This is a genomic window from Kribbella koreensis (genome assembly GCF_039525325.1).
In the GTDB taxonomy this organism is placed as follows: domain Bacteria; phylum Actinomycetota; class Actinomycetes; order Propionibacteriales; family Kribbellaceae; genus Kribbella; species Kribbella koreensis.
Genome location: NZ_BAAAHK010000007.1, coordinates 563,291 through 585,322, shown reverse-complemented (window position 1 = coordinate 585,322; position 22,032 = coordinate 563,291). Strand labels below are relative to the sequence as shown.

23 protein-coding genes are annotated in these 22,032 nt (G+C 67.7%); 11 read left to right on the top strand and 12 right to left on the bottom strand.

What is annotated here, in order from left to right:
* Positions 1-12: 12 nt before the first annotated feature.
* Together ABD116_RS16785 and ABD116_RS16780 are read right to left on the bottom strand one after the other, a co-directional pair.
* Positions 13-780 (bottom strand): response regulator, encoded by a 768-nt coding sequence (locus ABD116_RS16785; protein ID WP_343970246.1) that lies wholly within the window; start codon positions 778-780, stop codon positions 13-15.
* A complete protein-coding gene (locus ABD116_RS16780) occupies positions 759-2,099 on the bottom strand; it encodes a sensor histidine kinase (RefSeq protein ID WP_343970243.1) in 1,341 nt (446 codons plus the stop codon). Before ABD116_RS16780 ends, ABD116_RS16785 begins: the two co-directional genes overlap by 22 nt.
* A 175-nt stretch (positions 2,100-2,274) precedes the next feature.
* Here ABD116_RS16780 and ABD116_RS16775 point away from each other — a divergent pair, with 175 nt between their 5' ends.
* Both ABD116_RS16775 and ABD116_RS16770 read left to right on the top strand, forming a co-directional pair.
* Complete coding sequence (locus ABD116_RS16775; RefSeq protein ID WP_343970240.1) at positions 2,275-2,991, top strand: M15 family metallopeptidase; 717 nt, start codon at positions 2,275-2,277, stop codon at positions 2,989-2,991.
* A gap of 26 nt (positions 2,992-3,017) precedes the next feature.
* On the top strand, positions 3,018-3,389 hold the full coding sequence (locus ABD116_RS16770) for a hypothetical protein (RefSeq protein WP_343970238.1): 372 nt from the start codon (positions 3,018-3,020) through the stop codon (positions 3,387-3,389).
* A 151-nt stretch (positions 3,390-3,540) separates the two neighbouring features.
* Here the strand turns inward: ABD116_RS16770 and ABD116_RS16765 are convergent, their stop codons facing one another.
* Together ABD116_RS16765 and ABD116_RS16760 are read right to left on the bottom strand one after the other, a co-directional pair.
* Entirely contained in the window at positions 3,541-3,927 is a 387-nt protein-coding gene (locus ABD116_RS16765; RefSeq protein ID WP_343970236.1) for a pilus assembly protein CpaE, read from the bottom strand.
* A 77-nt stretch (positions 3,928-4,004) separates the two neighbouring features.
* Positions 4,005-4,712, bottom strand: a complete 708-nt coding sequence (locus tag ABD116_RS16760; RefSeq protein WP_343970234.1) for a YqeB family protein — start codon at positions 4,710-4,712, stop codon at positions 4,005-4,007.
* 134 nt (positions 4,713-4,846) lie between these two features.
* Here ABD116_RS16760 and ABD116_RS16755 point away from each other — a divergent pair, with 134 nt between their 5' ends.
* The 3 genes from ABD116_RS16755 to ABD116_RS16745 all read left to right on the top strand — a co-directional run bounded on the left by ABD116_RS16755 (position 4,847) and on the right by ABD116_RS16745 (position 8,130).
* Positions 4,847-5,860, top strand: a complete 1,014-nt coding sequence (locus ABD116_RS16755) for an ornithine cyclodeaminase family protein (RefSeq protein ID WP_343970231.1) — start codon at positions 4,847-4,849, stop codon at positions 5,858-5,860.
* A gap of 1 nt (position 5,861) precedes the next feature.
* Positions 5,862-7,331 carry an aromatic amino acid lyase gene (locus ABD116_RS16750; protein WP_343970228.1) on the top strand — a complete coding sequence of 490 codons (1,470 nt, stop codon included), beginning with the start codon at positions 5,862-5,864 and terminating at the stop codon, positions 7,329-7,331.
* An 85-nt stretch (positions 7,332-7,416) separates the two neighbouring features.
* Positions 7,417-8,130: a YsnF/AvaK domain-containing protein gene (locus ABD116_RS16745; protein WP_343970225.1), complete on the top strand. Its 714-nt coding sequence runs from the start codon at positions 7,417-7,419 to the stop codon at positions 8,128-8,130.
* Between the two features lie 61 nt (positions 8,131-8,191).
* Here ABD116_RS16745 and ABD116_RS16740 read toward each other — a convergent pair whose 3' ends face one another.
* Genes ABD116_RS16740 through ABD116_RS16715 form a run of 6 tightly spaced genes read right to left on the bottom strand, consistent with a single transcriptional unit; the run spans position 8,192 to position 14,224 of the window.
* On the bottom strand, positions 8,192-8,959 hold the full coding sequence (locus ABD116_RS16740) for a polysaccharide lyase family 7 protein (RefSeq protein ID WP_343970222.1): 768 nt from the start codon (positions 8,957-8,959) through the stop codon (positions 8,192-8,194).
* A 46-nt stretch (positions 8,960-9,005) separates the two neighbouring features.
* Positions 9,006-9,968 carry a D-2-hydroxyacid dehydrogenase gene (locus tag ABD116_RS16735; RefSeq protein ID WP_343970219.1) on the bottom strand — a complete coding sequence of 321 codons (963 nt, stop codon included), beginning with the start codon at positions 9,966-9,968 and terminating at the stop codon, positions 9,006-9,008.
* Positions 9,965-10,954, bottom strand: a complete 990-nt coding sequence (locus ABD116_RS16730; protein ID WP_343970216.1) for a hydroxyacid dehydrogenase — start codon at positions 10,952-10,954, stop codon at positions 9,965-9,967. The genes ABD116_RS16735 and ABD116_RS16730 overlap by 4 nt, the downstream gene beginning before the upstream one ends.
* The gene (locus ABD116_RS16725; protein ID WP_343970213.1) at positions 10,954-12,090 is read right to left on the bottom strand and encodes a hypothetical protein; all 1,137 of its coding nucleotides are present in this window, start codon (positions 12,088-12,090) and stop codon (positions 10,954-10,956) included. Before ABD116_RS16725 ends, ABD116_RS16730 begins: the two co-directional genes overlap by 1 nt.
* Positions 12,084-13,349, bottom strand: coding sequence for a glucarate dehydratase family protein (locus ABD116_RS16720; RefSeq protein ID WP_343970210.1), 1,266 nt, complete (start codon positions 13,347-13,349; stop codon positions 12,084-12,086). The genes ABD116_RS16725 and ABD116_RS16720 overlap by 7 nt, the downstream gene beginning before the upstream one ends.
* On the bottom strand, positions 13,346-14,224 hold the full coding sequence (locus ABD116_RS16715; protein WP_343970207.1) for a 5-dehydro-4-deoxyglucarate dehydratase: 879 nt from the start codon (positions 14,222-14,224) through the stop codon (positions 13,346-13,348). The genes ABD116_RS16720 and ABD116_RS16715 overlap by 4 nt, the downstream gene beginning before the upstream one ends.
* A 154-nt stretch (positions 14,225-14,378) precedes the next feature.
* On the opposite strand from ABD116_RS16715, the gene ABD116_RS16710 reads away from it, so the two are divergent.
* From ABD116_RS16710 to ABD116_RS16695, 4 genes are all read left to right on the top strand, one after another.
* Positions 14,379-15,392 (top strand): LacI family DNA-binding transcriptional regulator, encoded by a 1,014-nt coding sequence (locus ABD116_RS16710; RefSeq protein WP_343970204.1) that lies wholly within the window; start codon positions 14,379-14,381, stop codon positions 15,390-15,392.
* A 4-nt stretch (positions 15,393-15,396) separates the two neighbouring features.
* The gene (locus ABD116_RS16705; RefSeq protein WP_343970201.1) at positions 15,397-16,446 is read left to right on the top strand and encodes a hypothetical protein; all 1,050 of its coding nucleotides are present in this window, start codon (positions 15,397-15,399) and stop codon (positions 16,444-16,446) included.
* Positions 16,447-17,073 (top strand): FMN-binding negative transcriptional regulator, encoded by a 627-nt coding sequence (locus ABD116_RS16700; RefSeq protein WP_343970198.1) that lies wholly within the window; start codon positions 16,447-16,449, stop codon positions 17,071-17,073.
* A 148-nt stretch (positions 17,074-17,221) separates the two neighbouring features.
* The gene (locus ABD116_RS16695) at positions 17,222-17,863 is read left to right on the top strand and encodes a hypothetical protein (protein ID WP_343970196.1); all 642 of its coding nucleotides are present in this window, start codon (positions 17,222-17,224) and stop codon (positions 17,861-17,863) included.
* Between the two features lie 43 nt (positions 17,864-17,906).
* Here the strand turns inward: ABD116_RS16695 and ABD116_RS16690 are convergent, their stop codons facing one another.
* Positions 17,907-19,058, bottom strand: coding sequence for an NAD(P)/FAD-dependent oxidoreductase (locus tag ABD116_RS16690; RefSeq protein ID WP_343970193.1), 1,152 nt, complete (start codon positions 19,056-19,058; stop codon positions 17,907-17,909).
* The gene (locus ABD116_RS16685; protein ID WP_343970190.1) at positions 19,055-20,599 is read right to left on the bottom strand and encodes an aldehyde dehydrogenase family protein; all 1,545 of its coding nucleotides are present in this window, start codon (positions 20,597-20,599) and stop codon (positions 19,055-19,057) included. The genes ABD116_RS16690 and ABD116_RS16685 overlap by 4 nt, the downstream gene beginning before the upstream one ends.
* A gap of 235 nt (positions 20,600-20,834) precedes the next feature.
* Here ABD116_RS16685 and ABD116_RS16680 point away from each other — a divergent pair, with 235 nt between their 5' ends.
* Both ABD116_RS16680 and ABD116_RS16675 read left to right on the top strand, forming a co-directional pair.
* Positions 20,835-21,413 (top strand): hypothetical protein, encoded by a 579-nt coding sequence (locus ABD116_RS16680; protein ID WP_343970188.1) that lies wholly within the window; start codon positions 20,835-20,837, stop codon positions 21,411-21,413.
* A 72-nt stretch (positions 21,414-21,485) separates the two neighbouring features.
* Positions 21,486-21,974 (top strand): DnaJ family domain-containing protein, encoded by a 489-nt coding sequence (locus ABD116_RS16675; protein WP_343970186.1) that lies wholly within the window; start codon positions 21,486-21,488, stop codon positions 21,972-21,974.
* Positions 21,975-22,032 lie beyond the last annotated feature (58 nt).

Sequence of the window (22,032 nt, the reverse complement as noted above, 5' to 3'; positions counted from 1 at the left end):
TGCTGAGCTGAGTCAGCCCTCCCAGCGGACCTCGGCCTCGCCCGGCCGGACGACACCTGCCTCGTACGCCACGACGACCGCCTGGACCCGGCTGGACAGCCCAAGCTTCGACAGCACGCTGCTGACGTGGGTCTTCACCGTTGTCTCGCTGACGAAGAGCTTCGCCGCCAGGTCGCGATTGGACAGCCCGCGCGCCATCCAGACCAGGATCTCCCGCTCACGCTCACTCAACTGCGCAAGCGGCCCGGTCCATCGCCCCGCGCCAACCGGCGCCGAATCAGCAGGACCGCTGCCGACCTGCCGCTCCAACTCCACACACCGCTCGAGCAGCACCCGCGTCGACGCCGGATCGACCAGCGAGTCACCCCGATGCACCGCCCGCACCGCCGACACCAGCAGATCCGGATCGGTGTCCTTGAGCAGGAAGCCCGAAGCGCCGGCCCGTACTGCGCTCAGCACGTAAGCCTCGTCGTCGAAGGTCGTCAACACGAGCACAGCCGGCCGATCCCGCCCGGACTCCTTGGCGGCCTTGGTGATCCGCTCGGTCGCCTCCAGCCCGTCCATCACCGGCATCCGGATGTCCATCAGCACGACGTCCGGGTCGTACTGCGCGATCATCCGGATCGCCTCCTCGCCGTCGTCGGCCTGCGCGACCGTCATCAGGTCGGGCTCGTGGTCGAGGATCATCGCCAGGCCCATCCGGATCACGCCCTGGTCGTCGGCGACCAGGATTCTGATCTTCTCCGGCCCCGAGCTGTTCACCTCTGCGGCGGCAACCATGCCTGCACTCTCCATCCACCCAGTGGTCCGGCGGCGACGGTCAGTGTGCCGCCGCTCGCGTGCGCGCGCTCGCGCATTCCGATCAGTCCGTTCCCGCGACCGCTCTCCTGCCGCCGGGCGGTCTCCAGCACGTTCACCGGCGGCGGTCCGCCGCTGCCGTTGTCGTCGATGGTGAGCAACTCACCCTGCGGTCCACTCTGCCAGCTCACATGCGCGGCAGTGGCCTTCGCATGCACCATCACGTTGGTCAGTGCTTCCTGAATGATCCGTACTGCGGTCAGGTCGGTGGCCGAGGTGAGTTGCCGGCTACGGGTCGGCAGCTGCATCGTCACGTCGATACCGACCGCCTTGAGCCGGTCGCCCATCCGCGCGACGTCGGCCAGGTCGGGCACTGGCGCGGTCAACGCGCTCGCACCGGGGGCAGCCGTGTTCAGTACTCGCACGGTCTCCCGCATCGCGGTCAGCGCTTCACGGCCGCTGGCAGCGATCCAGCGCACGGCTTCCCGTAGTGCCTCGGGCTTCTGGTCCGCCACACGGTCGGCTGCTTGGGCACGGATCACCACGGCGCTCATGTGGTGCGAGACGACGTCGTGCAGGTCACGGGCGATCCGGGTCCGCTCGGCCGCCGCCGCGCGCTCGGCCTCGATTGCCTGGAGTCGTACCAGAGCAGTGTTGCGTTGCTCCAGCACTAGCAGGCTCTTGCGGCGGCGCAGCGCGTTGGCGCCGAGCAGGACCATGCCGCAGATCAGTGCCTCGGCGAAGACGAACAGCGAGAGGTCGATGTAGCCGTAGAGGCTGTACGGGTCGCGGGGGAGGTTCGCGTAGCGCTCGCCGTACCGGTAGACGCTCGGCGGGGCGTGGCTCATCACGATCGCGACCACCGCCGGCAGGCCGATCATCAGCGCCGCCAGGCTGCCCATGGTGAAGAACAGACAGGTGAACCGCCGTACTCCGCTCGCTGCCGCGAGATACCCGATCACCAGCAGCGGGGCGAGGTGAAGCTCGGACTGCAGCGCCGCGTCGCTGATCGCCGGGGCGCGGAAGATGCTGAGCCCGATCTGCTCGGCCAGCCCGGTCTCCGCCGCCGCATAGACGAGCGGATAGCAGATCGACACGAACAGCAGCGTCATCCGCGGCACCATCCGGGCGATCGCGATCGTGATCACCAGGAACATCCCGGTGACGACCGAGACACTCGGATTCTTCGGCCGCAGATCGCTGCTGTTGATCACAGCGAGTCCCCCGAACCAGACAACGCCGACCAGCGCGGCCAGCAGGATGTCCTGCTGCCACGCGGCAAGTCGACGCCATGAGGTCACTTGCAGAGCGTAGTCGTGGGCGACAATTTTCGGCTCCTGCGCCAGGAGGGGTGGTTTTCTCCAACTTTTGGATGAGACCGGGCGTCGGACCTGATACCCAGGTCCGACTTAAGGCTGTCCGAGACGGTCCCTGGGACCGATGTGGCGAACCCGCCGACCCGAGAGGCTGTACCCCATGACCAACGACCTGCCGCCGCGCCGCCCGTTCTCGGTGCGGGCCCGGTTGCTGTCTGTCACCGGGGTGGTCGTCGTCGCTTCGCTGCTGATCTGGCACGCCCAGGTGATCGACCTGCTGTCCTTCGACTCCAGCGGCGACAAGCAGCCGGTCGTCGCGAGCGGACCCAACGGTTCGCCGCCACCGCCGGCCCGCAAGCCGGTGCGCAAGACCTCGGCGCCGGTCGAGACGCCGTCCGGAGAGTCCAAGCCGAAGAAGACGCCGTCGCCCGAGGCGACCAAGTCCACCAAATCAACCGAGTCGACCGACGACAAGAAGAAGTACTCCGAGGAGAGCATCGAGGGCCTGGCCCCGGTGCTGCGCGGCCGGCTGCGCAAGGCGATGGCCGACGCGCACGCAGCCGGAATCCCGATGCGGATCAACTCCGGCCGGCGGAGCGCCGCCAAGCAGCAACGGCTGTTCGACGACGCGATCAAGAAGTACGGCTCGTACAAGGCGGCCACCCGCTGGGTGCTGCCGCCGGACAAGTCGGAACACGTGCAGGGCCGGGCGGTCGACATCGCCCCCCAGTCGGCGATGGCCTGGCTGGAGCGGGTCGGCTGGAAGTACGGCATCTGCCGGATCTACGACAACGAGCCCTGGCATTTCGAGGCCCTGCGGTCGCCGGGCAAGAAGTGCCCACCACTCCAAGACAGCTCACCCGCCGAGCGCGGCTGACCACCACCGAATCAGGAGCGCAACTGATGACGATGACATATGCACTGCCGATCACCCGGCGAGCCAACCGCAACCGCCACACGGTACCGACGCTGTGGCGTCAGGTCGTCGGTGGCGCCGCGAAGGACGAGCAGGTCGAGCCCGACCGGTCGGCGTACACGCAGCTGGAGATCTACGAGGGCGTGCTGACCGCGTTCGAGCGGCGTACCGAGGTACTGCGGACGATCGAAGGCGCCTCCGACCGGCTGACCGCCGCGTTCCGGGTCCGTCAGCTGCTCGGCGTCAGCCAGCTGCAGGCGACCGCGATCCTCGAACTGCAGGCGCAGGGGTTCAGCATCGCGTCGCGCGACCGGGTCGCTCACCGCGCGGCCGAGCTGCGGGCGACACTGGCCCGCTGAGACTTTCCTCCCAGGTAGTACCCAGGTAAACGCAATTACTGAAAGGAGGGGGTTGTGCCACCGGCCACGGCCGGCCAGGTACGGGCGCTGCTGAGGGGCCCCGCCCAGACCTGGCCGGCCGTGCACCGTTGTGGCGCAACCCCCTCGGCGCTCACCCGTTGAGGAGCGCCAGGAGAGCTTCGGCGTACGCCTGTTCGGCATCGTCCGATGGGTAGCGGCCGTCGGTCAGTACGACCGCATAACCGCCTGGTACCGCCTCGAGCCGCTGGAAATGCGGGCCGAGCAACGCGCGCAGCTGTTCCTCGCGCGGCAGCCAGATCACCTCGCGCTGCTCGATGCTGTCGAGCGCCCACTCCGTCGTACCGTTGAAGCCGATCACCTTGCCGCCCGGGTAGTCGTGCACCTCGACGGTCATGTCGCTGACGACGAACACGTCGTCGTCCATCTCCCGGTCCGGTACGACGAACCGGTCGCCGGCGCCGGGCACCCACATCGCGCCGGCCTTCCGCAACCTCCGCGCCTGCTCAACCGTGATCACGCTTCCATCGTCCCTCCGGACGGCGAGGGATCAAATGGCCGTGTCACCAGCCGGACCGCCGCGATCGGCTCCGGGCGTCAGCGGACGGGTCGCCAGTACTGCTTCTTCTCGCGGTCGCGGACCACGAAACCGAGCTTGCCGAGCTCCAGCCGGAGCTCTCGCAGGTCGGCCTTGCCCTTGTCGCCCTGGCCGAACGCCTTCGACCGCGCCTTCAGGACCGCGTTCGCCGCGGGCGACAGGTCCGGGTCGTCCTCGACCCAGCGGCGGAACTCGCTCTCGTGCGGATCACCGGCGTCCGACCACGGGTAGCCGTGAGCGCGGAAGGCAGCCTGGATCTTCGTCCTCGCGGCGGCGCCCAGCTCGTCGTGCTTCTCCCGGGCGAGCTCGGCCGACCGGCTGTCCTGCAGCACGATCTCCTTGCCGTCGAGGAACGCGAGCGCGACCTTCTCCCGCGGTACCCGGGTGGTCCGCTGGTTCTTCAGGAACTCGACCTCGGTGTTGCCGACCGTCGTCTTGAGCGTGTCCTCGAGCGCCATCGCCGCCAGCAGCACACCGCCGATCAGGCCGAGCGCGAGGCAGATCGCGACCACCCACCAGCCGTCCCAGCGCGAGATCAGCTCAAGCGGTCCCTGGAACGGCACCCACTCCAGTTTCGTCGCCCAGTCGGCGATCCGGGGCAGGAAGTAGCCGAGTACCAGCCCGAGCAGCGGCAGGCCGCCGTACAGGAGGAGCTTGTCCGCGGCGGAGTGCCCGATCACCGTCTTGGTGGACGAATCCGTGGTCATCTCCCGCTCCGTTCCGGCCGCATGGCCCCGAAATTAGCAGCGCTCAGGCGTGTTCGCGGGTGACTTTGGTAGCCGGCTGACCGTTCCTTGGTCGTTTTCCGGCGGGTTCAGACGCGGGTGACACGATGCTGGACATGACTGATGGCATCTGGCTGCGGTTCCTGTCCGGTCCCGAGATCGACTCACTCGGGCTCACCAGGCTGGAGATCGTCGACGCGGTCGAGGCGGCCGTACGCGATCACGGCGAAGGCGAGACGAGCTTCGAGCCGCGGGTGCATCTGATGCCGGACAACGGTGGGATCGGGCACTTCAACGTATTGCGCGGACATCTCAATCGGCTGGGTGAGCATGGCATCAGCGGGGTGAAGGTGGTCGGCGACTTCGTGCCGAACTACCAGCTCGGGCTGCCGAGTGAGCTGGCGATGGCGACGCTGTTCGATCCGACTACCGGCGTACCGCTGGCGGTGCTGGACGCGACGATGATCACGGCGGCGCGGACGGGGGCGATGACGACGGTGGGGGCGCGGTATCTGGCACGGCCGGACAGCAAGGTGCTGGCGCATGCCGGCGCGCGCGGTACGGCGTGGTGGAACGTCACCATGCTCGACGACCTCTTCGACCTGGACGAGATCCGGGTGACGTCGCGGCGCCCGGAGTCGCGCGAGAAGTTCGCCGCCGACTTGGCTGCGGAGCTGTCCACACCGGTACGCGTCTTCGCGACCGCGGAGGAGGCCTTCGACGGCGCCGACGTCATCGTCGAGGCCACCCGCTTGATGGAGCCCGAGCCGCTGCTCCGCACAGCCTCGATCCGCCCAGGTGCCTTCGTCGTCCCCTACGGCACAGTCAGCGCCGTCGAACTGGACCTCCTGGACGTGATGGACAAGGTCGTCGTCGACGATTGGCGAGAAGCGCAATCCGGCCGCTTCGGCTCCCTCCGCCGCCACGTAGACACCGGACGTCTGTCGCCATCGACCTTGTACGCCGAACTCGGCCACATCGTCTCCGGCCAAAAACCCGGCCGCGAATCGGCTGCCGAACGCACCCTCCTCTGGCACCGGGGCCTCTCCCTCCTCGACGTAGCCATCGCCCACCTGATCCTCCGCCGAGCCGAGCTGGCGGATGTCGGCACCATGCTGAGATTCCACTGACATGCTCATCAACTCCGCAGCAGACCTGCGCCCCGAGCACGTCACCTCTCCCGACCCCCTGGAACTCTCACCCGCCCTCCTGTCCCGCCTCCGCACAACCCGCCAGGCCGTCCTAACTGCCCTCGCCACCGGATCCCCGGTCTACGGCGTCAACACCGGCATGGGCGCCCTCAGCAAAATCCCTTTGACTGAAGAGGAACAACGCACCCACCAAAACAACCTCCTCCTGGCCCGAGCAGCAGGCGGCGCCCCTTGGCTTCCACCCCTTGAAGCGCGAGCAGTGGTACTAGCCCGCCTGAAAACCTTCCTAACCGGAGACGCTGGCGTATCCGCCGAGCTGTGCCTCCAACTAGTCGCTCTACTCAACAGCGGCCTGGTCCCCGCAATCCCCACCGGCGGCGCCGGCTCTGCCGGCGAAATCATCCCCCTAGCCCACGCCTTCGGCCCCCTAGTAGGCATCGGCTCGCTACTCACCCCACCGCCCGCTGCACAGGCCGCCCCCGCCCTTGCCGTCCACTCCGGGCGGAGCGCGGAGTGGACGGTTGTTTCGGCTGAGGGGGTGTTGCCGCCGTTTGAGTTGGGGCCCAAGGAGGGGATCTCTTTGCTGGCTGGGATTCCTGGGGCTACTGGGCGGGCTTGGTTGCAGGTGGACGTTGCTCGGCGGCTGGTTGATCGACTGACTTTGGTTGGCGCTGGAGCTGTTGCGGTGGTGGGGGCCAGCCGGGATCCGTACAACCCCTTGTGTGGAAGGGGGGATGCGGTGCTGACGGAAGAGCTGCGGCGCGTTCTGCGGGCGGCTGGGTCTGAGGAGGAACCTCGCGGGTTGCAGGCGCCGGTTTCGTTTCGGGTGGTGGGGCAGGTCAATGCGAACGTGCGGCGGGCGGTGGGGAGGCTGGAGGAGGCTGTCGGGCGGGCGTTCGACGGGGTGACGGATTCGCCCGCGTTTCTTGAGGGGGAGTTCGTTGGGACTGCGGGGTTTCATGGGGTTGATCTGGCGGCGCATTGCGATCAGTTGGTGGCGGCGTTGGCGCATGCGGCTGAGGTTTCGGCGGCTCGGATTCATCGGTTGCTGGATCCGGCCGTGACCGGGTTGCCGGCGCAGTTGGCGGTTGAGCCAGGGCCGCAGGCTGGGTTGGTGACTGTGCACAAGAGGGTTGTTGCTACTTGCCACTACCTGCGACGGTTGGCGGTGCCGTCGGCGGTCGGGGCGATGGAGACCTCCAACGGGCAGGAGGATGTGCAGAGCTTCAGTTGGGAGGCTGTCGGCGTACTGGCTGAGGCGATTCGGTTGACGCGCGAGGTGGTGGCGTGCGAGCTGCTCGTCGTACATCAGGCCTTCGCCTTGTCGAAACGCCCTGTCCCAGAAGGGTTACAAGGGCTTCTCGGTGAGGTTGCGGACGTAGTACCGCCGATCGTCGCCGACCGCCCGTTCGGGGTGGATGTCGCGCAGTTGCTCGAAAGCGTCGTCTGACTACTGGTTGTTTGCTGATCGTCGCTCCGGGTACTCGGCGGTCGAAGGCAGTTGCCGTAGACAACGAGAACGGGGATGGTTTCCGATGAGCACCACGCAGGAGCTGGAACGGGCGATGGGCCAGGACGTGTACGACGTCGAGGGCCACAAGGTCGGTACGGCGTCCCACCTCTACGCCTCCGACGTGTCCGGGGCGCCGGAGTGGGTGACGGTGAAGACCGGACTCTTCGGTGGCAAGGAATCCTTTGTGCCGTTGACGGGTGCGCACACCGAGCAGGACGGGCTGCATGTCGGCGCGCACAAGGACGTGATCAAGGACGCCCCGCGCATCGACGACAACGGCCATCTGACCGAGGCGGAAGCCGCCGAGCTCTACCGCCACTACAACCTGCAGATGGGTACGCCGTACAAGGGTCAGCCGGGCATGGCCGGGCAGGAGTCGATGGTTCGGTCCGAAGAGCAGTTGCGGGCGGGGACCGAGACGGTGGAGACGGGTCGGGTTCGGCTGCAGAAGCATGTGGTGACCGAGGAGCAGCAGATCACCGTACCGGTCAGCCACGAAGAGGTTCGGGTGGTCCGCGAGCCGATGACCGGCGCTGACTCCGGTACGGGCGAGATCCAGGAAGACGAGCGCGAGGTGGTCCTCCATGAGGAGCGCCCGGTCGTCGCCAAGGAGACGGTCGCCGTCGAGCGCGTCGGCCTGGAGACCGAGACGATCCGCGAGGAAGCCACGGTTAAGGACACCGTCCGCAAGGAACAGATCGACGTAGACGACATCACGAAGCCCCGTAAGCACTGACGCTGCTCAAGAAAATCAGCAGCCGCAGCCCCTGCGGGGCTGCGGCTGCTGGCGGTGTTGGTTAGCTGTGGGTTACAGACACGTTGTAGATGGTGGTTTGGCCGTAGTTGGTGGTGTCGCAGGGGGAGGAGTTGTCGCAGTTTGCCTGGGTGTAGACGCCCGCTTTGAAGTAGCCGGTGGTGAAGATGACGGGGATCGTCGTTTGCAGGACACCGTTGTAGTAGGCCTTGATGGAGCCGTTGCTCACCACGAACTTCGCCTGGAAGCGGGTGCCGAGCACGTAGTTGCTGTTCACCAGCTTGTAGTGGGTGTCGTTGTCTCGGGTGATGTAGAGGGCCTTGCCGTCGAGGCGGAAGGTGGAGCGGTCGTTGCCGTCGTGGATCTGGCCGGCGACCACCTGGGGCTTGGTGTTCGGCAGGTGGTTGATCGCCTGGTCGATCACCATCGTGTGGGTGCCGACGTTCGACGACCAGATGGCCTCGGTGGTGCCGTCGGTCTTCATCTCGCGCAGTTCTGAGCGCGCGTAGGTGGTGTTCGGCGTCTTCACACCGTTCACCGCGTTGCGGAACTGCACGCCGTCACACGACGACGTCGGCTTGAACCACGGCGACAGCACATAGGTGTTCAGCCGCGGCCGAGTCACCTGCAACACCTGGGTGCCGGACTGCGCCGGGTCGTCGATCGGCAACTGGACCTTCCACCGGGTGAGGTCCAGCACCTGCGCCGGATAAGTACAAGCAGCCTGTACTGCGGACGCGGCGCCGGCGGTCAGCAGGGCAGCGCTCGCGACGACCGTGGACAAAAGAGCAAGGGGGCGGATACCACGCATGGTCGAACTCCTTCGGGGGCGGAAGTAGAGCTATCTGGTGTTCCTCTCAGAACCACTTGGACTTGTCGACGACATTGATCAAGGGGTCACCGGCAACGAACCGCCGGGCGTTCTCCAGCAGTACGGCGAACCGCCGCTCCGCCTCATGAGGCCCGACGCCGGCGACATGCGGAGTGATCAGCACTTCAGGCCGCCGCCACAACGGATGATCGGCAGGCAACGGCTCGGTCTCGAACACATCGAGCGCGGCCCCACGCAACTGCCCGGCCGACAACGCCGCATCCAGCGCGTCGAGCTGGACCGTCGGACCGCGACCCACGTTGACGAAGAACGCCGACGCCTTCAGCAGCTTCAGTCGCCGCGCATCGATCATCCCCTCGGTGTCCGGCGTGTGCGGCACCGTAAGGATCACCAGATCAGCCGCAGGCAACTGTTCGTCCAACGACGAAACCGGCAGCACCTCAGCAAACCCAGGCCGATCACCGGACCGCACATCGATCCCCGTCACCCGAGTCCCGAAGGCGTGTAGCAACCGACCGATCTCGGAGCCCAACGCGCCGACCCCGACGACCAGAGCCGTCGCCTCCGACAAAGAGACAACAGCTTCCGGATCCCAATCCGGATTCCACCCAGCGGCCTGCTGATCGCGGACATAACGCGGCACCCCACGACATAACGCCAGCACCAACGCCAGAGTGTGCGTCGCGACATGATCGGTGTAGGTGTCGCGCATATTGGTGACAACCACCGGATGCGCGACCAGCTCCGGATAGTAGAACCCAGGCGGCGGCCCAGCCTGCTGCGCCTGCAACCACCGCAGCCGAGTAGTTGCCGCCAGCAACTCAACCGGCAATACGCCGTACGCCGCATCCGCCGACTCCAACGCGGCGACAGCGTCGGCTTCAGAGGGTCGCAGCACGGTCAGTCCCGGCACCGAAGACATCAGCCGCCCGGCCCAGTCCGCAGTACTGTCCCGTTGCGGTGGCACCATCACCAGCGTCGGGCTCATGCGGACCTCGCCTGCCCCGACTCGAAGATCTCGTGCTCCAACGGCTCCCCGGCGACATAGCGGGCCAGCTCCGAAGCCATCAACTGCCCTTGCCGCCGGCGCTCGACATTCAGCGTCCCGGCCAGGTGCGGCGTCACCACGATGTTCACCGCCGAGAACAACGGCGACCCCGGCAACGGCGGCTCCGGATCCGTCACATCCAGTACGGCGAACAGATCCGCCCGCTCGCGCAACACACTCACCAACGCGTCCTCGTCGATCAACGCTCCCCGCGCGGTGTTGATCAACGTCGCATCCTGCTTCATCGACGACAGCAACCTCGTACTGACCACCTTGCGCGTCTCCGCCAGCACCGGCGCATGCAGCGAGACGACATCGGAGGTCGCGAACAACTCCTCCAACGAGGCCAGCCGAACTCCCAACGCGGACGCCACAGCCGGATCAACGTACGGGTCGTAAGCCTGCAAAACAAGGTCATGCCGGGCAAGCAGCCGCGCAGTCGCCTGCCCGGTCGCGCCCAGCGACATCAACCCGACCACCGATCCCGCCGCACCCGGCTCATTCGAAGCCCTAGGCACTGACTTCGCGCCGAACCGAGCACCCAGCACATACCGCCAACCATGCTTCAACGCATAGAGCACCTGAGCCAGCGTGAACTCGGCCACCGACGCGGCGATCACGGAGTTGGCCGTCGTCACCCGCACGCCCCGCGCCCACGACGCCGGCGTGACGATCGACCGCACCGATCCCGCGCCATAAAGCACCAACGCCAGCCGGGGCGCGGACTCCAGCAACTCAGGCGTGAGCAGCGGCCCACCCCAAGCGGTCACCAGAACGTCGACATCAGCCAGCAGCGACGGTGTCAGGTCGGCCGGCGCGAGCGGCGGGGCGGTGATGCGGACGTTCTTCTCCACAGCGGCACGTTCCTGTTCGCCGTACACGTCAGGGAAGCGGTCGAGATCCATCACGTAGAGCCCGTTCAGCATCAGCCCACCTCCTGGACGGCGGCGCGGATGGCCGCCAGACGCGCAGGCGACGCCAGCCCCGCATGGTAGTACCGGACCTCCGACGCCCCCGCCGCAACGAGTCGCGCCGCAAGCGCAGGCAACTCCGACGGCCGCTCGCCGAGAGCGTTGACATTGGCAACCAACGGTACGCCGGTACGCCCCGCAGCCCCCTTCATCCGCGCGATGGCCGCCTCCTCATCGTCCCAGCACTTCAACACGAAAGCCGCCGGATCCGGCGCGAACCCAGCCACCTCGACCCCCACATCCGGCCCGGTCACCTGCGGATCATCCGTAGCCATCAGCAACAGCTCCCGCGACCCCGCGAACCCAGCCGCCTCCCGCACCAGTCCGCTGATCACCGACCGCCGATGCCGATAGATCTCAGCAGCCCGCGACGCACCGAGCGCATCGGCCAGATTCGATCCCGCTCCAATCCCTTCCTGCAGCTCGCGATCGACAACCGCCCGAACGTCGGCGGCAAGCTCCGCGACATCCAACTCGAGGCGGACGGAGCAAGCCGGACAAAGGCAGATCGAGAGCAGATCCCGGGCGCAGGCGGAGAGATCCGCACCCGAGGTCTTCTCGTGCTGACTGGCGTGTTCGAACCCGAGCCAGCCACAAGCCTCCAACATCAAAGCAGGCACGTCGTACTGCTCACACAGCTCCTGCACAATCGTCAACGCATAGTCGTGCACAGCCGCCTGAGCCGGGCAGAGCGCATAGCTGAACACCTCGTCATAGGCGTTGCGCACGGCCAGCGAAGGATTCGACCGCCCCAGCGCCGACGAGTGCGTGAGCACCACCCAGGCCTCGGTCCGGAGCCCAGCGGCGGCGAGCGAGGCGGACGCAGTACCGAAGCGGTCTTCGTCGTCGACTCCCCACGTGGGCACCGGTGGGCGCAACCCGCGCCACCGTGACGGCCGGATCCGGAAATACGCCGCCGCGTGGTCGGCGTGCACCACGCGATGCGCCGGATGCCAGGCTGTCGTCGCGCGCACCGAGTGATAGGCGGCCTGCAGCGTCACCGTGTCGATGCCGAGATCGGCGAAGCGCGCAGCCGCCGAGGGATCGCCGACCAGATCCCACGTGTAGGCGAAGGCGCCATGCCTCACCATCGCGGAATCACCGGATCCCAGTCCGGCTGGATCGCCCGCATCGGCGTGACGTCGTCACGGGTGTCGAACCCACACTTCTCGTACTGCTCGCCCAGCCGCGCCAGCGAATCGAGATCCAGCTCGACCCCAAGACCCGGGCCGGCAGGCACCTTCACCGCGCCGTCGGTGAAGTTCAGCACCCCAGGCACGACGACGTCTTCGACCAGATACGGATAGTGCGTGTCGCAGTCGTAGGTCAGCTCGGGCGTCGCGCCGGCCAGATGAGTCATCGCGGCGAGGCTGATCCCGAGGTGCGAGTTCGAGTGCATCGACAGCCCGATCCCGAACGTCCGGCAGATCGCCGCCAGCTCACGCGACCGCCGCAGCCCACCCCAGAAGTGATGGTCGGACAGAATCACCTGAACCGCGTCGACCCGGATCGACGGCGGCAGATGGCTGAAAGCCGTCACCGCCATGTTGGTTGCCAGCGGCATCGACACCTCGCGCGCCACCGCTGCCATGCCGTCGATCGTCGCGGTCGGATCTTCCAGATACTCCAACACGCCATCGAGCTTTCGGCCGACCGCGATGCTGGTATCGACGGTCCAGCCCGCGTTGGGATCGAGCCGCAGCGGATGATCCGGGAACGCCTCACGCAGGGCGAGGATCACCTCGACCTCTTCGAACGCAGGAAGTACCCCGCCCTTGAGCTTCAGCGACTTGAAACCGTACTCCGACACCATCCGCCGAGCCTGGGCAACGATGCCTGAAGCATCCATCGCCTCGCCCCAACTGTCCGGCTCGTAGTCGGGTGCCGGATTGTGCGTGGCCGGCTTGAAGAACAGATAGCCGCTGTACGGTACGGCGTCGCGTACCTTGCCACCGAGCAGCTCGACCAGCGGGCGGCCGAGCGCCTTGCCCTGCAGATCCCAGCAGGGGATCTCGAAGGCCGACAGCACCGTCGCGAGCGTCTTCTCGTCACTCGCCTCGCCGACCAGCCCGTGCGTCGCCAGCCCGGCGGCCGAACCGAGCGTCTCGGTGATGATCCGCTCCAGCCCGTTGAGGTCGAAGGGGTCGAGCCCGGCCAGCCGTGGCGCGATCTGCCGCAGCTTGGTCAGTACCGCCAGATCGCCGTACGTCTCACCGAGCCCGGTCAGGCCCTCGTCGGTCTTGACCTGCAGGATCGAGCGCAGCGCGTAGGGCTGGTGGACGCCCTGGATGTTGCGCAGGGGCGGGTCCTTCATCGCGATCGGGGTGATGACGATCTCGGTGATCTTCATGCGGCGGCCTGCTTCCGGACGAGGGTCAGACCTTGTTCCAGTAGGTGATCCAGCTCCTCCAGGTGCTCGGTCAGCGGATCGGTCAGCGGCGAGCGGACCGAGCCGACGTCGGTCCAGCGTCTCCGGACAGCGGCCTTGACCAGCGAAACGGCGTACCCGGCGCCCTTGTCGCGCAGCTTGACGAGCGGGAGGTAGAAGACGGGCAGCAACTCATCGAGCCCGGCCTCGTACGCATGAGCGATCTCCGGGGCGAAGCAGTGCACGGCCGATGAGTAGGCCCGGACGCCGATCGCGGCGTACGAGCGCGCGGTGACCTCGGCTGTCGGGAGTCCGTTGAAATAGGTCAGGTTCGGCGCGACGGCCATGATGCGCTGGAGCAGGTCGAGGTCGCCGAAGCCGTCCTTGAAGCCGATCACACCCGGGATCTGCGCCAGCTCGGCCGCGCTGTCGGCGGTGAAGATGGCGTTGTCGCGCTGATAGGCGATCAATGGCAGACCGGCGGTCGCGGCGAGAGCGCGGAAGTGGTCGAGCAGGCCTTGCTGCGACGGCTTGATCAGATACGGCGGCAGGACGAGCAGGCCGTCGGCGCCGGCCTCTCGGGCGGCAGCGGCGTACTGCTTGGCCACTGCTGTTCCGTAGCCGGTGCCGGCGAAGACTGGGAGTGCACCGGCAGCTTCCTCGACGGCGGCGCGGACCGCGGCGGCGTACTCGTCGAGGGTGAGGGAGAAGAACTCACCGGTCCCGCACGCCGCGAAGAGGGCTGCAGGGCGCGCGTCGATCTGATGCCGCAGGTGTTCGCGGTACGCGCCGAGCGCGAGCGCTCCGTCGGCGTCGAAGGCGGTGACGGGGAACGACGAGAGTCGGTCGAGCTGCATGGGAAAGCCTCTCGGTAAGCGTTTGCCATCGGACATTAGTCCGCGTCCGGCCCGCTGGCAAGAGCTCGCCTGAAAGCGGTTTCAGAGCCTCGTCTTGCCTAAACCAGCTGTCCTGAGCGACGCTGTGCAAGCGTTTTCTTCCAGAGGAGGCTGCGTGCAGAACCGCCCGGGCCGGTCCCCGCGGATCACGATCAGCGACGTCAGTACGGCGGCCAAGGTCTCCGCCGCGACGGTCTCGCGTGTCCTGAACGGCACTGCCAAGGTCGACCCGCAGCTCGTCGACCGCGTGCACGACGCCGTCCGCGAACTCGGCTACCGCCCGAACGCCGCCGCCCAAGGCCTCGCCCGCGGGGAGTGGGGCACCATCGGCGTCCTCGTCCCGGACCTCGCCAATCCGTACTTCCCCGAGGTGCTCAAAGCCGTCTCGGCCGTCGCCCGGGCCCACGGCCGCCGGATGATGGTGATGGAGTCCGACGAGGACCCCGCGCTGGAGTACGAGCTGGTCGAGGACCTGATGCGCTGCTGTGACGGCGTCCTGCTCGCCTCGCCACGGATGCCGCGCGCCGAGCTGGTCGATCTGCTCGGCCGCGATCACCCGATGGTGCTGTTCAACCGCGTCGTCGCCGGAGCGCGAGTGCCGTCCATCTCGGTCGACTTCACCGGCGGGATGACCCAGGTCTGCGGGCATCTCGCGCAGCTCGGGCACCGGCGAGCGGCGTACCTGGGTGGACCGCCGGCCTCGTGGGGCAACGACGAACGCGTCCGTGCTTTCGAAGCGGCTCGGGCCTTCGGGCTCGAGGTGACGGTGGTCGAGTGCGGTGGCTCCACCAGCCAGGCCGGGTACGACGCTGTCGCCGCAGTGCTCGAATCGGAGGCGACGGCGGTACTGGCCTACAACGATCTCGTCGCGCTCGGCGCCATCGCACGGCTGCGCGAGCTGGGCGTCGGCGTACCGGACGAGCTGTCGGTGATCGGCTTCGACGACATCTCGCTGGATCGGGTCGCGCACTCCGACCTGACCACGGTGTCGGTACCGCGTGACGAGCTCGGGCGCCGGGCCGGCGAGATGCTCGAACGGCTGCTGGTCAACGAATACAGCGAAGAACCGTTGTACCTGCCGATGACCCTGCAAGTTCGCGACACGAGCGGTCCGCCCACCGTACGGTAGGCGCATGAACTCGCTGCCGCCCGAGCCGCTGCCTGCACCCGAGGCGTTCCAGGAAACTGCGCCTCCGTTGACCTCCGTACCAACGCAGGCCGCCGGTGAGCAGTCGGCCGCGCGGTATCCCGATCTCTACCAGGCGGCTATCAACGGGCCTGCGACCTTCCGGCATCTCGTCCAGGCGCATCAGCTCGCGGCTTCGACCGACCAGTTGGCGTTCGATGCGGGCAACTGGCTGATCCCGGCGCTGTCGCAGAGGTTCAGCGAGGCGCACGGCGGGATCGAGAAGGAGTACTACTGCAGCGAACTGGTCGGCGGTTGCCTGCTGGCCAAGGACCGCGCGGTCTACTCGATCCTCAACTCGCCGCCGCCTGAGCTGGTCGACTCGGAGATCGCCTGCAAGGTGGTCGCGAAGGAAGCGCTCTACGGCCTGCAGGGCAAGGGCGTCGTACAGCAGCTCGAGGAGGCGACCGATCACGCATACTCCGGGCTGACCCGGGTGATGGTCGCGGCCGACCTGGTCGCTGGTGGCGGTACTCCAGAGGAGATCGCGGCGTCGATCGCGGCCGCCAAGAACGAGGTCGCGGTGGTGAAGGCGCGGGTCGAGGTCCTGCTCCAACGGCAGGCGCGGCTCGAGTACTTCCAGGGCGTACTCGGCGGGATCGTACCGACGTTCGTGCTGGTGATCCTGTTCGGTCTGGCCGCGAACGCCTGGTGGCGCGACTCGTTGGTGCCGTCGGCGCTGGTCGCCGCGATCGCGATGTCGGCGCTCGGTGCGACGATCAGCGTGATCCAGCGGATGTCCAAGGGGTCGCTGGTGATCGACCACAGCTCGTCGCGGTGGCAACGCACGATGCTCGGTGCGTTCCGGCCGGGGGTGGGCGCGATCTTCGGGTCGCTGGCCTACTTCACCTTGCTGGCAGGCGCTTTGGCCGGTGGGGCGACGGTGAGCACGCCGGGGTCGGTCGCGGTCTTTGGGCTGACGGGGTTTGCGGCCGGCTTCAGTGAGCGGTTTGCTACCGACATGCTCGATCAAGCCAGCAAGCTGATTGCCAAGTAGATGTACGTTCCCAAGCACTTCGCGGCGGACGAGTCCGTAGTACGGGATCTGTTGGTGGGGCACGGTGCCGGCGACCTGGTCACCAGTACGGCCGACGGCCTGCTCGCGACCCTGTTGCCGTTCATCTACGACCCTTCAATCGGCGAGCAGGGCGCGTTGCTCGGGCACCTCGCACGCAACAACCCGCAGTGGAAGACGCCGGTACTGGGGGAGGCGCTGGCCATCATCACCGGGCCGGACGCGTACATCTCCCCGTCGGCGTACGCGTCGAAGCAGGACAACGGGCGCGTCGTACCGACCTGGAACTACGTGATAGCCCACGTCTATGGCGAACTGGTGATTCACGACGATCCGTCTTGGCTGGACGGGCTCGTGCGGCGGCTGACCGAGAAGCACGAGGCTCAGTTCGCCGAGCAGTGGTCGGTCGACGATGCGCCGGAGGCCTACGTCGCCGGGCAGTTGCGCGCGATCGTCGGCGTCGAGCTGGTGATCAGCCGGATCGAGGCGAAGGCGAAGCTCAGCCAGAACAGGTCCGGCGCCGACATCGACGGGGTGATCTCCTCGCTCGAGGAGCGCGGCGACCTCGCCTCGGCGGAGGCGGTGCGCGCGGCGAAGCCGGAGAAATAAAGGCGACACGCCGATCGGGTAGTAGCTTGCCGGTGGTTTGTGTCGTTGGGGAAACGTACGGGCTGCGGCAGATCGTGGACCGGGCTGTTGGTTGAGCCCGGCGATCGTCTAGCCTGGGTCGGGTTTCGTCGGCGACGTGGAGGATTGCGTGAAGCGGTTCGTAGTACCGCCGAACTGGCCGACGCCACCCCGCCGTAGCTGGATGCCACCGAAGACGTGGCGTCCCGACCCCACTTGGCCGGCCGCGCCCGACGACTGGAAGTTCTGGGTCGACGGCAAGGGCAACGCCGTGCGCGGCCCCGTCGGCCGGTACGGCGGTCCCTCGCAGCGCGTGGTGGCGCTGGGCTCCGTCGGCCTGGTGTTGTTCCTGGCGGTCAACTTCTGGGCGTTGTCGGCGATCGGGTTGTTCGACGGTGGACCGGCGGACTCGCAGGCCATCCCGCCGGTGGATGATCGCAGCGGCACGCCGTCCGTGCCGGTGACCCCGACGCCGGTGCCGAAGACGACCACCGCCGAGACGTCCGCGCCGCCGCCGGTCGTGAAGACGACCCGGCCGCCGGCCACCCCGACGCCGACCAAGACGAAGACGACCAGGACGCGTCAGCGTGAGGATCGCCAGACGACGCCGACCAAGCCGCCGAGCACGAAGCCGACGACGGCCCGGCCGACCCGGACCACGCCGAGCCGGCGACCGACCCGCGAAGAGATCATCCAGGCGTACTGCGCCGCCCAGGGCTACGACCCCGCCTGGTGCGACCCGGCCAACTGGCCCGACTCCGACGGCCCCTGACCTACCACTCCGGCTCGCCTCATCGAGGCGGGCCGGAGCTTTTTCAGACGATGTTCTGTTCGGCGCGGAGGCCTGAGGTCTGGAAGCGGTTCGCGTCGAGTGGGGAGATGTCCACGAAGGGCCGGCGGGTGAGGTACAGGTCGCGGAGGATCTCGCCGATGGCCGGGCCTTGCAGGAAACCGTGGCCGGAGAAACCGGTGGCGTAGAGGAAGCGGCTGACGGTTGTCGCCTCGCCGATCAGGGCATTGTGGTCGGGGGTGTTCTCGTAGAGGCCGGCCCAGCCGCTGGCCAGTCCCGCATCCAGTAGGGACGGCGCTCTTTGTTCCATGGCGGCGGTCAGTCGGGGTAGCCAGGAGTCGGAGCGGTTGAGGAGGAAGCCAGGCTCCTCCTCCGGGTCGGACATGCCGACCAGGAGGCCGGGGCCTTCGCCGTGGAAGTAGAAGGTGCTGCTGAAGTCGATGGTCATCGGCATGTCGCGCGGCAGGCCGGGAATCGCTTCTGTCACGACGATCTGGCGCCTCAGCGGTGTCACCGGGAGGTCGACGCCGACCATCGCGGCGAGTGGTGCGGACCAGGCGCCGGCCGCGCAGATGACGGTCGAAGTGGCGACCGTGCCGCGGGTCGTCCGGACCGCGCGGATCTCGTTGCCGACGGCATCGATCCCGGTGACCTCGCAATTGGTGACGAGCTTCGCGCCCAGCTTGCGGGCAGCTGTGGCGTAGCCGAGGACGACGGACTCCGGCGTACAGTGCCCGTCGTTGGGGGAGAAGCAGGCGGCGACCAGGCCGTCGGGCGAGAGGATCGGCGCGAGCCGGACCGCCTCGGCGACATCGAGCATCCGGGTCGGCTGGCCGGCCGCGTTCTGCAGCCGGGTGCTCTCCTCGAACAACTCGACCTGCTCGGCCGTCGACAGCAGGAACAGGTAGCCGACGCGATGCAGGTCGATCTCCTGCCCGGGCCGCTCGCCGAACCGGGCGAACGCCTCCAGGCTGCGCGCGCCGAGCGCGATGTTCAGCTCGTCGGAGAAGTTCGCCCGGATGCCACCGGCCGCCTTCGACGTCGAGCCCGAACCGAGCTCGTTCTGCTCCAGCAGCAGCACGTCGGTGACGCCGGCCTCGGCGAGGTGAAAGGCGATACTCGTGCCCATCACCCCGCCGCCGACGATCACCACCCCGGCTTTGTCCGGCAGCATCATGGAAGCAGGAAGTCGTCGTCCGCCTCTACCGTGACGGTGTCCATCTGCGCCTTCTGCAGCTTGCCCGAGTAGTCCCAGTTCATCGACTGCCAGCGGGTGAACTGGTCGAGCACCCAGATCCCGCTCTGCCGCGAGCCGTTGCCGGACTTACCGTTGCCGCCGAACGGCAGATGCGCCTCGGCACCGGAGGTTGAGTTGTTGACGCTGACCATGCCCGCCGAGATGCCCTGCGCGAACCGGAACGCCTTGTTCGGATCGGTCGTGTAGATCGAGCTCGACAGGCCGTACCCGGATTTGTTGCCCAGGGCAATTGCCTCGTCGAGGGTCCGGTACGTCGTGATGCCGACGATCGGCCCGAACGTCTCGTTCAGGAACAGCTCGTCGTCCGGCTGGACCTTGTCGACGATCACCGGGTGGTAGAACAGGCCCTTGGCGGGATCGCCGACGAAGCCCTTGCGCGGGTTGTCCGCGCCGACCCGGCCGGTGGAGCCGATCACCGCGTGGTGGCCGCTGATCCAGCCGAGCGACTTCTCGAACCCGGCCGCGAACTTCTCGTCCAGCAACGGACCGAACAGCACGTCCTGGGTGGGGTCGCCCATCGCTGCCTCGCGGACGGCTTTGCTGAAGCGGGCGACGAACTCGTCGTGGACGGACTCGTGCACGATCACCGTTCCCAGCGAGGTGCAGCGCTGACCCGCAGTACCGAAGCCGGAGAACAGGGCGCCCTCGACGGCCAGGTCGAGCTCCGCGTCCTCGGTGATCACCATCGGGTTCTTGCCGCCCAGCTCGAGACACGGGGTCTGCAGGTGGCGGCCGCAGAGCTCGCCGATCCGGGTGCCGACCTCGCTCGACCCGGTGAAGCCGACCTTGTCGATCAGCCCGGCCTGCAACGACTGCTCCAGCCCGGCGAAGGTGTCCGGCCCGTCGGCGTACACGAGGTTGAAAACCCCGGCCGGTACGCCGGAATGCGCGAAGATCTCGTAGAACGCGTCCGAGACGACCGCGGAGTACTCCGCCGGCTTCCAGACCACCGTGTTGCCGCAGAGCAGCGCGGGCACGATGTACCAGGACGGGACCGCGACCGGGAAGTTGCCGGCCGAGATCACCGCGACCGCGCCGACCGGGCGGCGGAACGTGAACAGCTGCTTGTCGGGCATCTCCGACGGTACGGTCTGGCCGTAGAGCCGGCGGCCCTCGCCGATGAAGAAGTCGCAGGTGTCGATGATCTCCTGCACCTCGCCCAGTGCCTCCGCGAGCGGCTTGCCGATCTCCCGGGTGACGAGCGCGGCGAGCCGGTCCTTGTTGGCGGTCATCAGGCGCCCGACATGCGCGATCACCTGACCGCGCTGAGGAGCCGGCAGCGCGGCCCACCCCGCCTGCGCGTCCTTGGCTGCCTGGGCGGCCTGGACGAAGACGTCCGGCCCGGCGACGCCGATGGTGCCGACCACGTCGGCGGTGTCCGCCGGATTGGTGGACGGCGCGGTCCGTACCGGATCCGGAACCCGCTCACCGTTGACCACGGACAAGATGACAGACGACACAGGTGGGTCCTCTCGCTCGAACGCTTCGGTGCCCCCACCCTCAGCCATCCCGCCCGCCTTGCCAACCCCACCCCGCGCGCCCAAGCCCGTCCCGCCTCCAGCCGGGGCATCAGGGCGACTTTGTGCTCCGCCTGAGCGAAATCGGGCCGGCGGGATGCTCAGGTCGAGCACAAAGTGCGGGGTTGGGACGGGTGGCGGAGGGGACTGGGTGGGGATGGCGTGTGAGAGTGCTGGGGTGAGTTTGAGTGATGAGGAGATCGCCGAGCTGTCGGTGGCGGAGCGGCGGGAGTTGATTCGGCGGTTGCTGCCTGAGTCGCCGCTGGGTCCGCAGCGGCGGACGCTGCAGCGGCTCCGGAAGTGGCGGCTGTTGCTGCTGGTGCTCTGCGTCGTGGTGCTGGTGCCGTGGACGGTCTACCTGGCGATCACGCTGCCTAGCCGGTATGTGGCTCGGCACTGGGTCGCGACCTGGGTCGGGTTCGACATCTTGCTGATGGTGATGCTGACGGCGACCGCGATCGCGGGGTGGCGGCGTCGGCAGCTGGTCTTTCCGACGGCGTTCGCGTCCGGCGTACTGCTGATCTGCGACGCCTGGTTCGACGTGATGACGAGTCAGCCGGGCGGCGACCTGCTGCAGGCGGTGCTGAGCGCGCTGATCATCGAGTTGCCGCTCGCGATCGTGTTCATCGCCGGGCCGCTGCGGTTGATGCGGATCGTCGCCACCCGGCACGGGCTGGTCGAGCCGGGCACCCGGATGTGGCGGGTGCCGATCCCGTTGCCGGAGCTCTGGGCCGATCGGGCGGTACCGAAACGGTAGCCTTGTGAACGCAATCACAAGCCGGTAAACTCCGTCGCACAGCAACCATGCCGGAGTTGACTGGAGGCGTACATGACGCAGCGCAAGCCGCCCGGGATGAAGACCGAGGACTGGGTCGAGGCGCAGATCAAGCAGGCGCAGGCGCGGGGCGAGTTCGACGATCTGCCCGGCGAGGGCAAGCCGCTGGCCAAGCTCGCGGACCCGCACGATCCGGACTGGTGGGTGAAGGACTTCATCCGCCGCGAGAAGATCGAGACCGACGCCCTGCTGCCCCCGTCGGTACAACTCCGCAAGGAGAAGCAGGCGCTCCAGGACAAGCTCTCGGTACTCCGTACCGAGACCGAGGCCCGTGACTACCTCCAGGACCTCAACCGCCGAATCCTGATCCAGATCCGTGACGCCACTGGCGTGGTCGTCCCCGTCGGCCCGGTCGACGAGGACGAAATGCTGGCCACCTGGCGCGAAGGCCACGAAGCCCGCCAGGCAGCCCGAGCCCGCCTGCGCGAATCCGAACCACCGCCGGCGCCGAAACGCACCCTCTGGCAACGCCTCTTCACCTAACCACCAACCCGCCCCACCACCGCACCCCTCCGCCACCATCTGAGGGGTTAACCCCTGA

Bases quoted from the DNA above. Each gene is read 5' to 3' on its own strand.
- ABD116_RS16785 (WP_343970246.1), bottom strand. From the start codon at position 780: ATGGTTGCCGCCGCAGAGGTGAACAGCTCGGGGCCGGAGAAGATCAGA.
- ABD116_RS16775 (WP_343970240.1), top strand. From the start codon at position 2,275: ATGACCAACGACCTGCCGCCGCGCCGCCCGTTCTCGGTGCGGGCCCGG.
- ABD116_RS16770 (WP_343970238.1), top strand. From the start codon at position 3,018: ATGACGATGACATATGCACTGCCGATCACCCGGCGAGCCAACCGCAAC.
- ABD116_RS16760 (WP_343970234.1), bottom strand. From the start codon at position 4,712: ATGACCACGGATTCGTCCACCAAGACGGTGATCGGGCACTCCGCCGCG.
- ABD116_RS16755 (WP_343970231.1), top strand. From the start codon at position 4,847: ATGACTGATGGCATCTGGCTGCGGTTCCTGTCCGGTCCCGAGATCGAC.
- ABD116_RS16750 (WP_343970228.1), top strand. From the start codon at position 5,862: ATGCTCATCAACTCCGCAGCAGACCTGCGCCCCGAGCACGTCACCTCT.
- ABD116_RS16745 (WP_343970225.1), top strand. From the start codon at position 7,417: ATGAGCACCACGCAGGAGCTGGAACGGGCGATGGGCCAGGACGTGTAC.
- ABD116_RS16740 (WP_343970222.1), bottom strand. From the start codon at position 8,959: ATGCGTGGTATCCGCCCCCTTGCTCTTTTGTCCACGGTCGTCGCGAGC.
- ABD116_RS16735 (WP_343970219.1), bottom strand. From the start codon at position 9,968: ATGAGCCCGACGCTGGTGATGGTGCCACCGCAACGGGACAGTACTGCG.
- ABD116_RS16730 (WP_343970216.1), bottom strand. From the start codon at position 10,954: ATGCTGAACGGGCTCTACGTGATGGATCTCGACCGCTTCCCTGACGTG.
- ABD116_RS16725 (WP_343970213.1), bottom strand. From the start codon at position 12,090: ATGGTGAGGCATGGCGCCTTCGCCTACACGTGGGATCTGGTCGGCGAT.
- ABD116_RS16720 (WP_343970210.1), bottom strand. From the start codon at position 13,349: ATGAAGATCACCGAGATCGTCATCACCCCGATCGCGATGAAGGACCCG.
- ABD116_RS16715 (WP_343970207.1), bottom strand. From the start codon at position 14,224: ATGCAGCTCGACCGACTCTCGTCGTTCCCCGTCACCGCCTTCGACGCC.
- ABD116_RS16705 (WP_343970201.1), top strand. From the start codon at position 15,397: ATGAACTCGCTGCCGCCCGAGCCGCTGCCTGCACCCGAGGCGTTCCAG.
- ABD116_RS16700 (WP_343970198.1), top strand. From the start codon at position 16,447: ATGTACGTTCCCAAGCACTTCGCGGCGGACGAGTCCGTAGTACGGGAT.
- ABD116_RS16690 (WP_343970193.1), bottom strand. From the start codon at position 19,058: ATGATGCTGCCGGACAAAGCCGGGGTGGTGATCGTCGGCGGCGGGGTG.
- ABD116_RS16675 (WP_343970186.1), top strand. From the start codon at position 21,486: ATGACGCAGCGCAAGCCGCCCGGGATGAAGACCGAGGACTGGGTCGAG.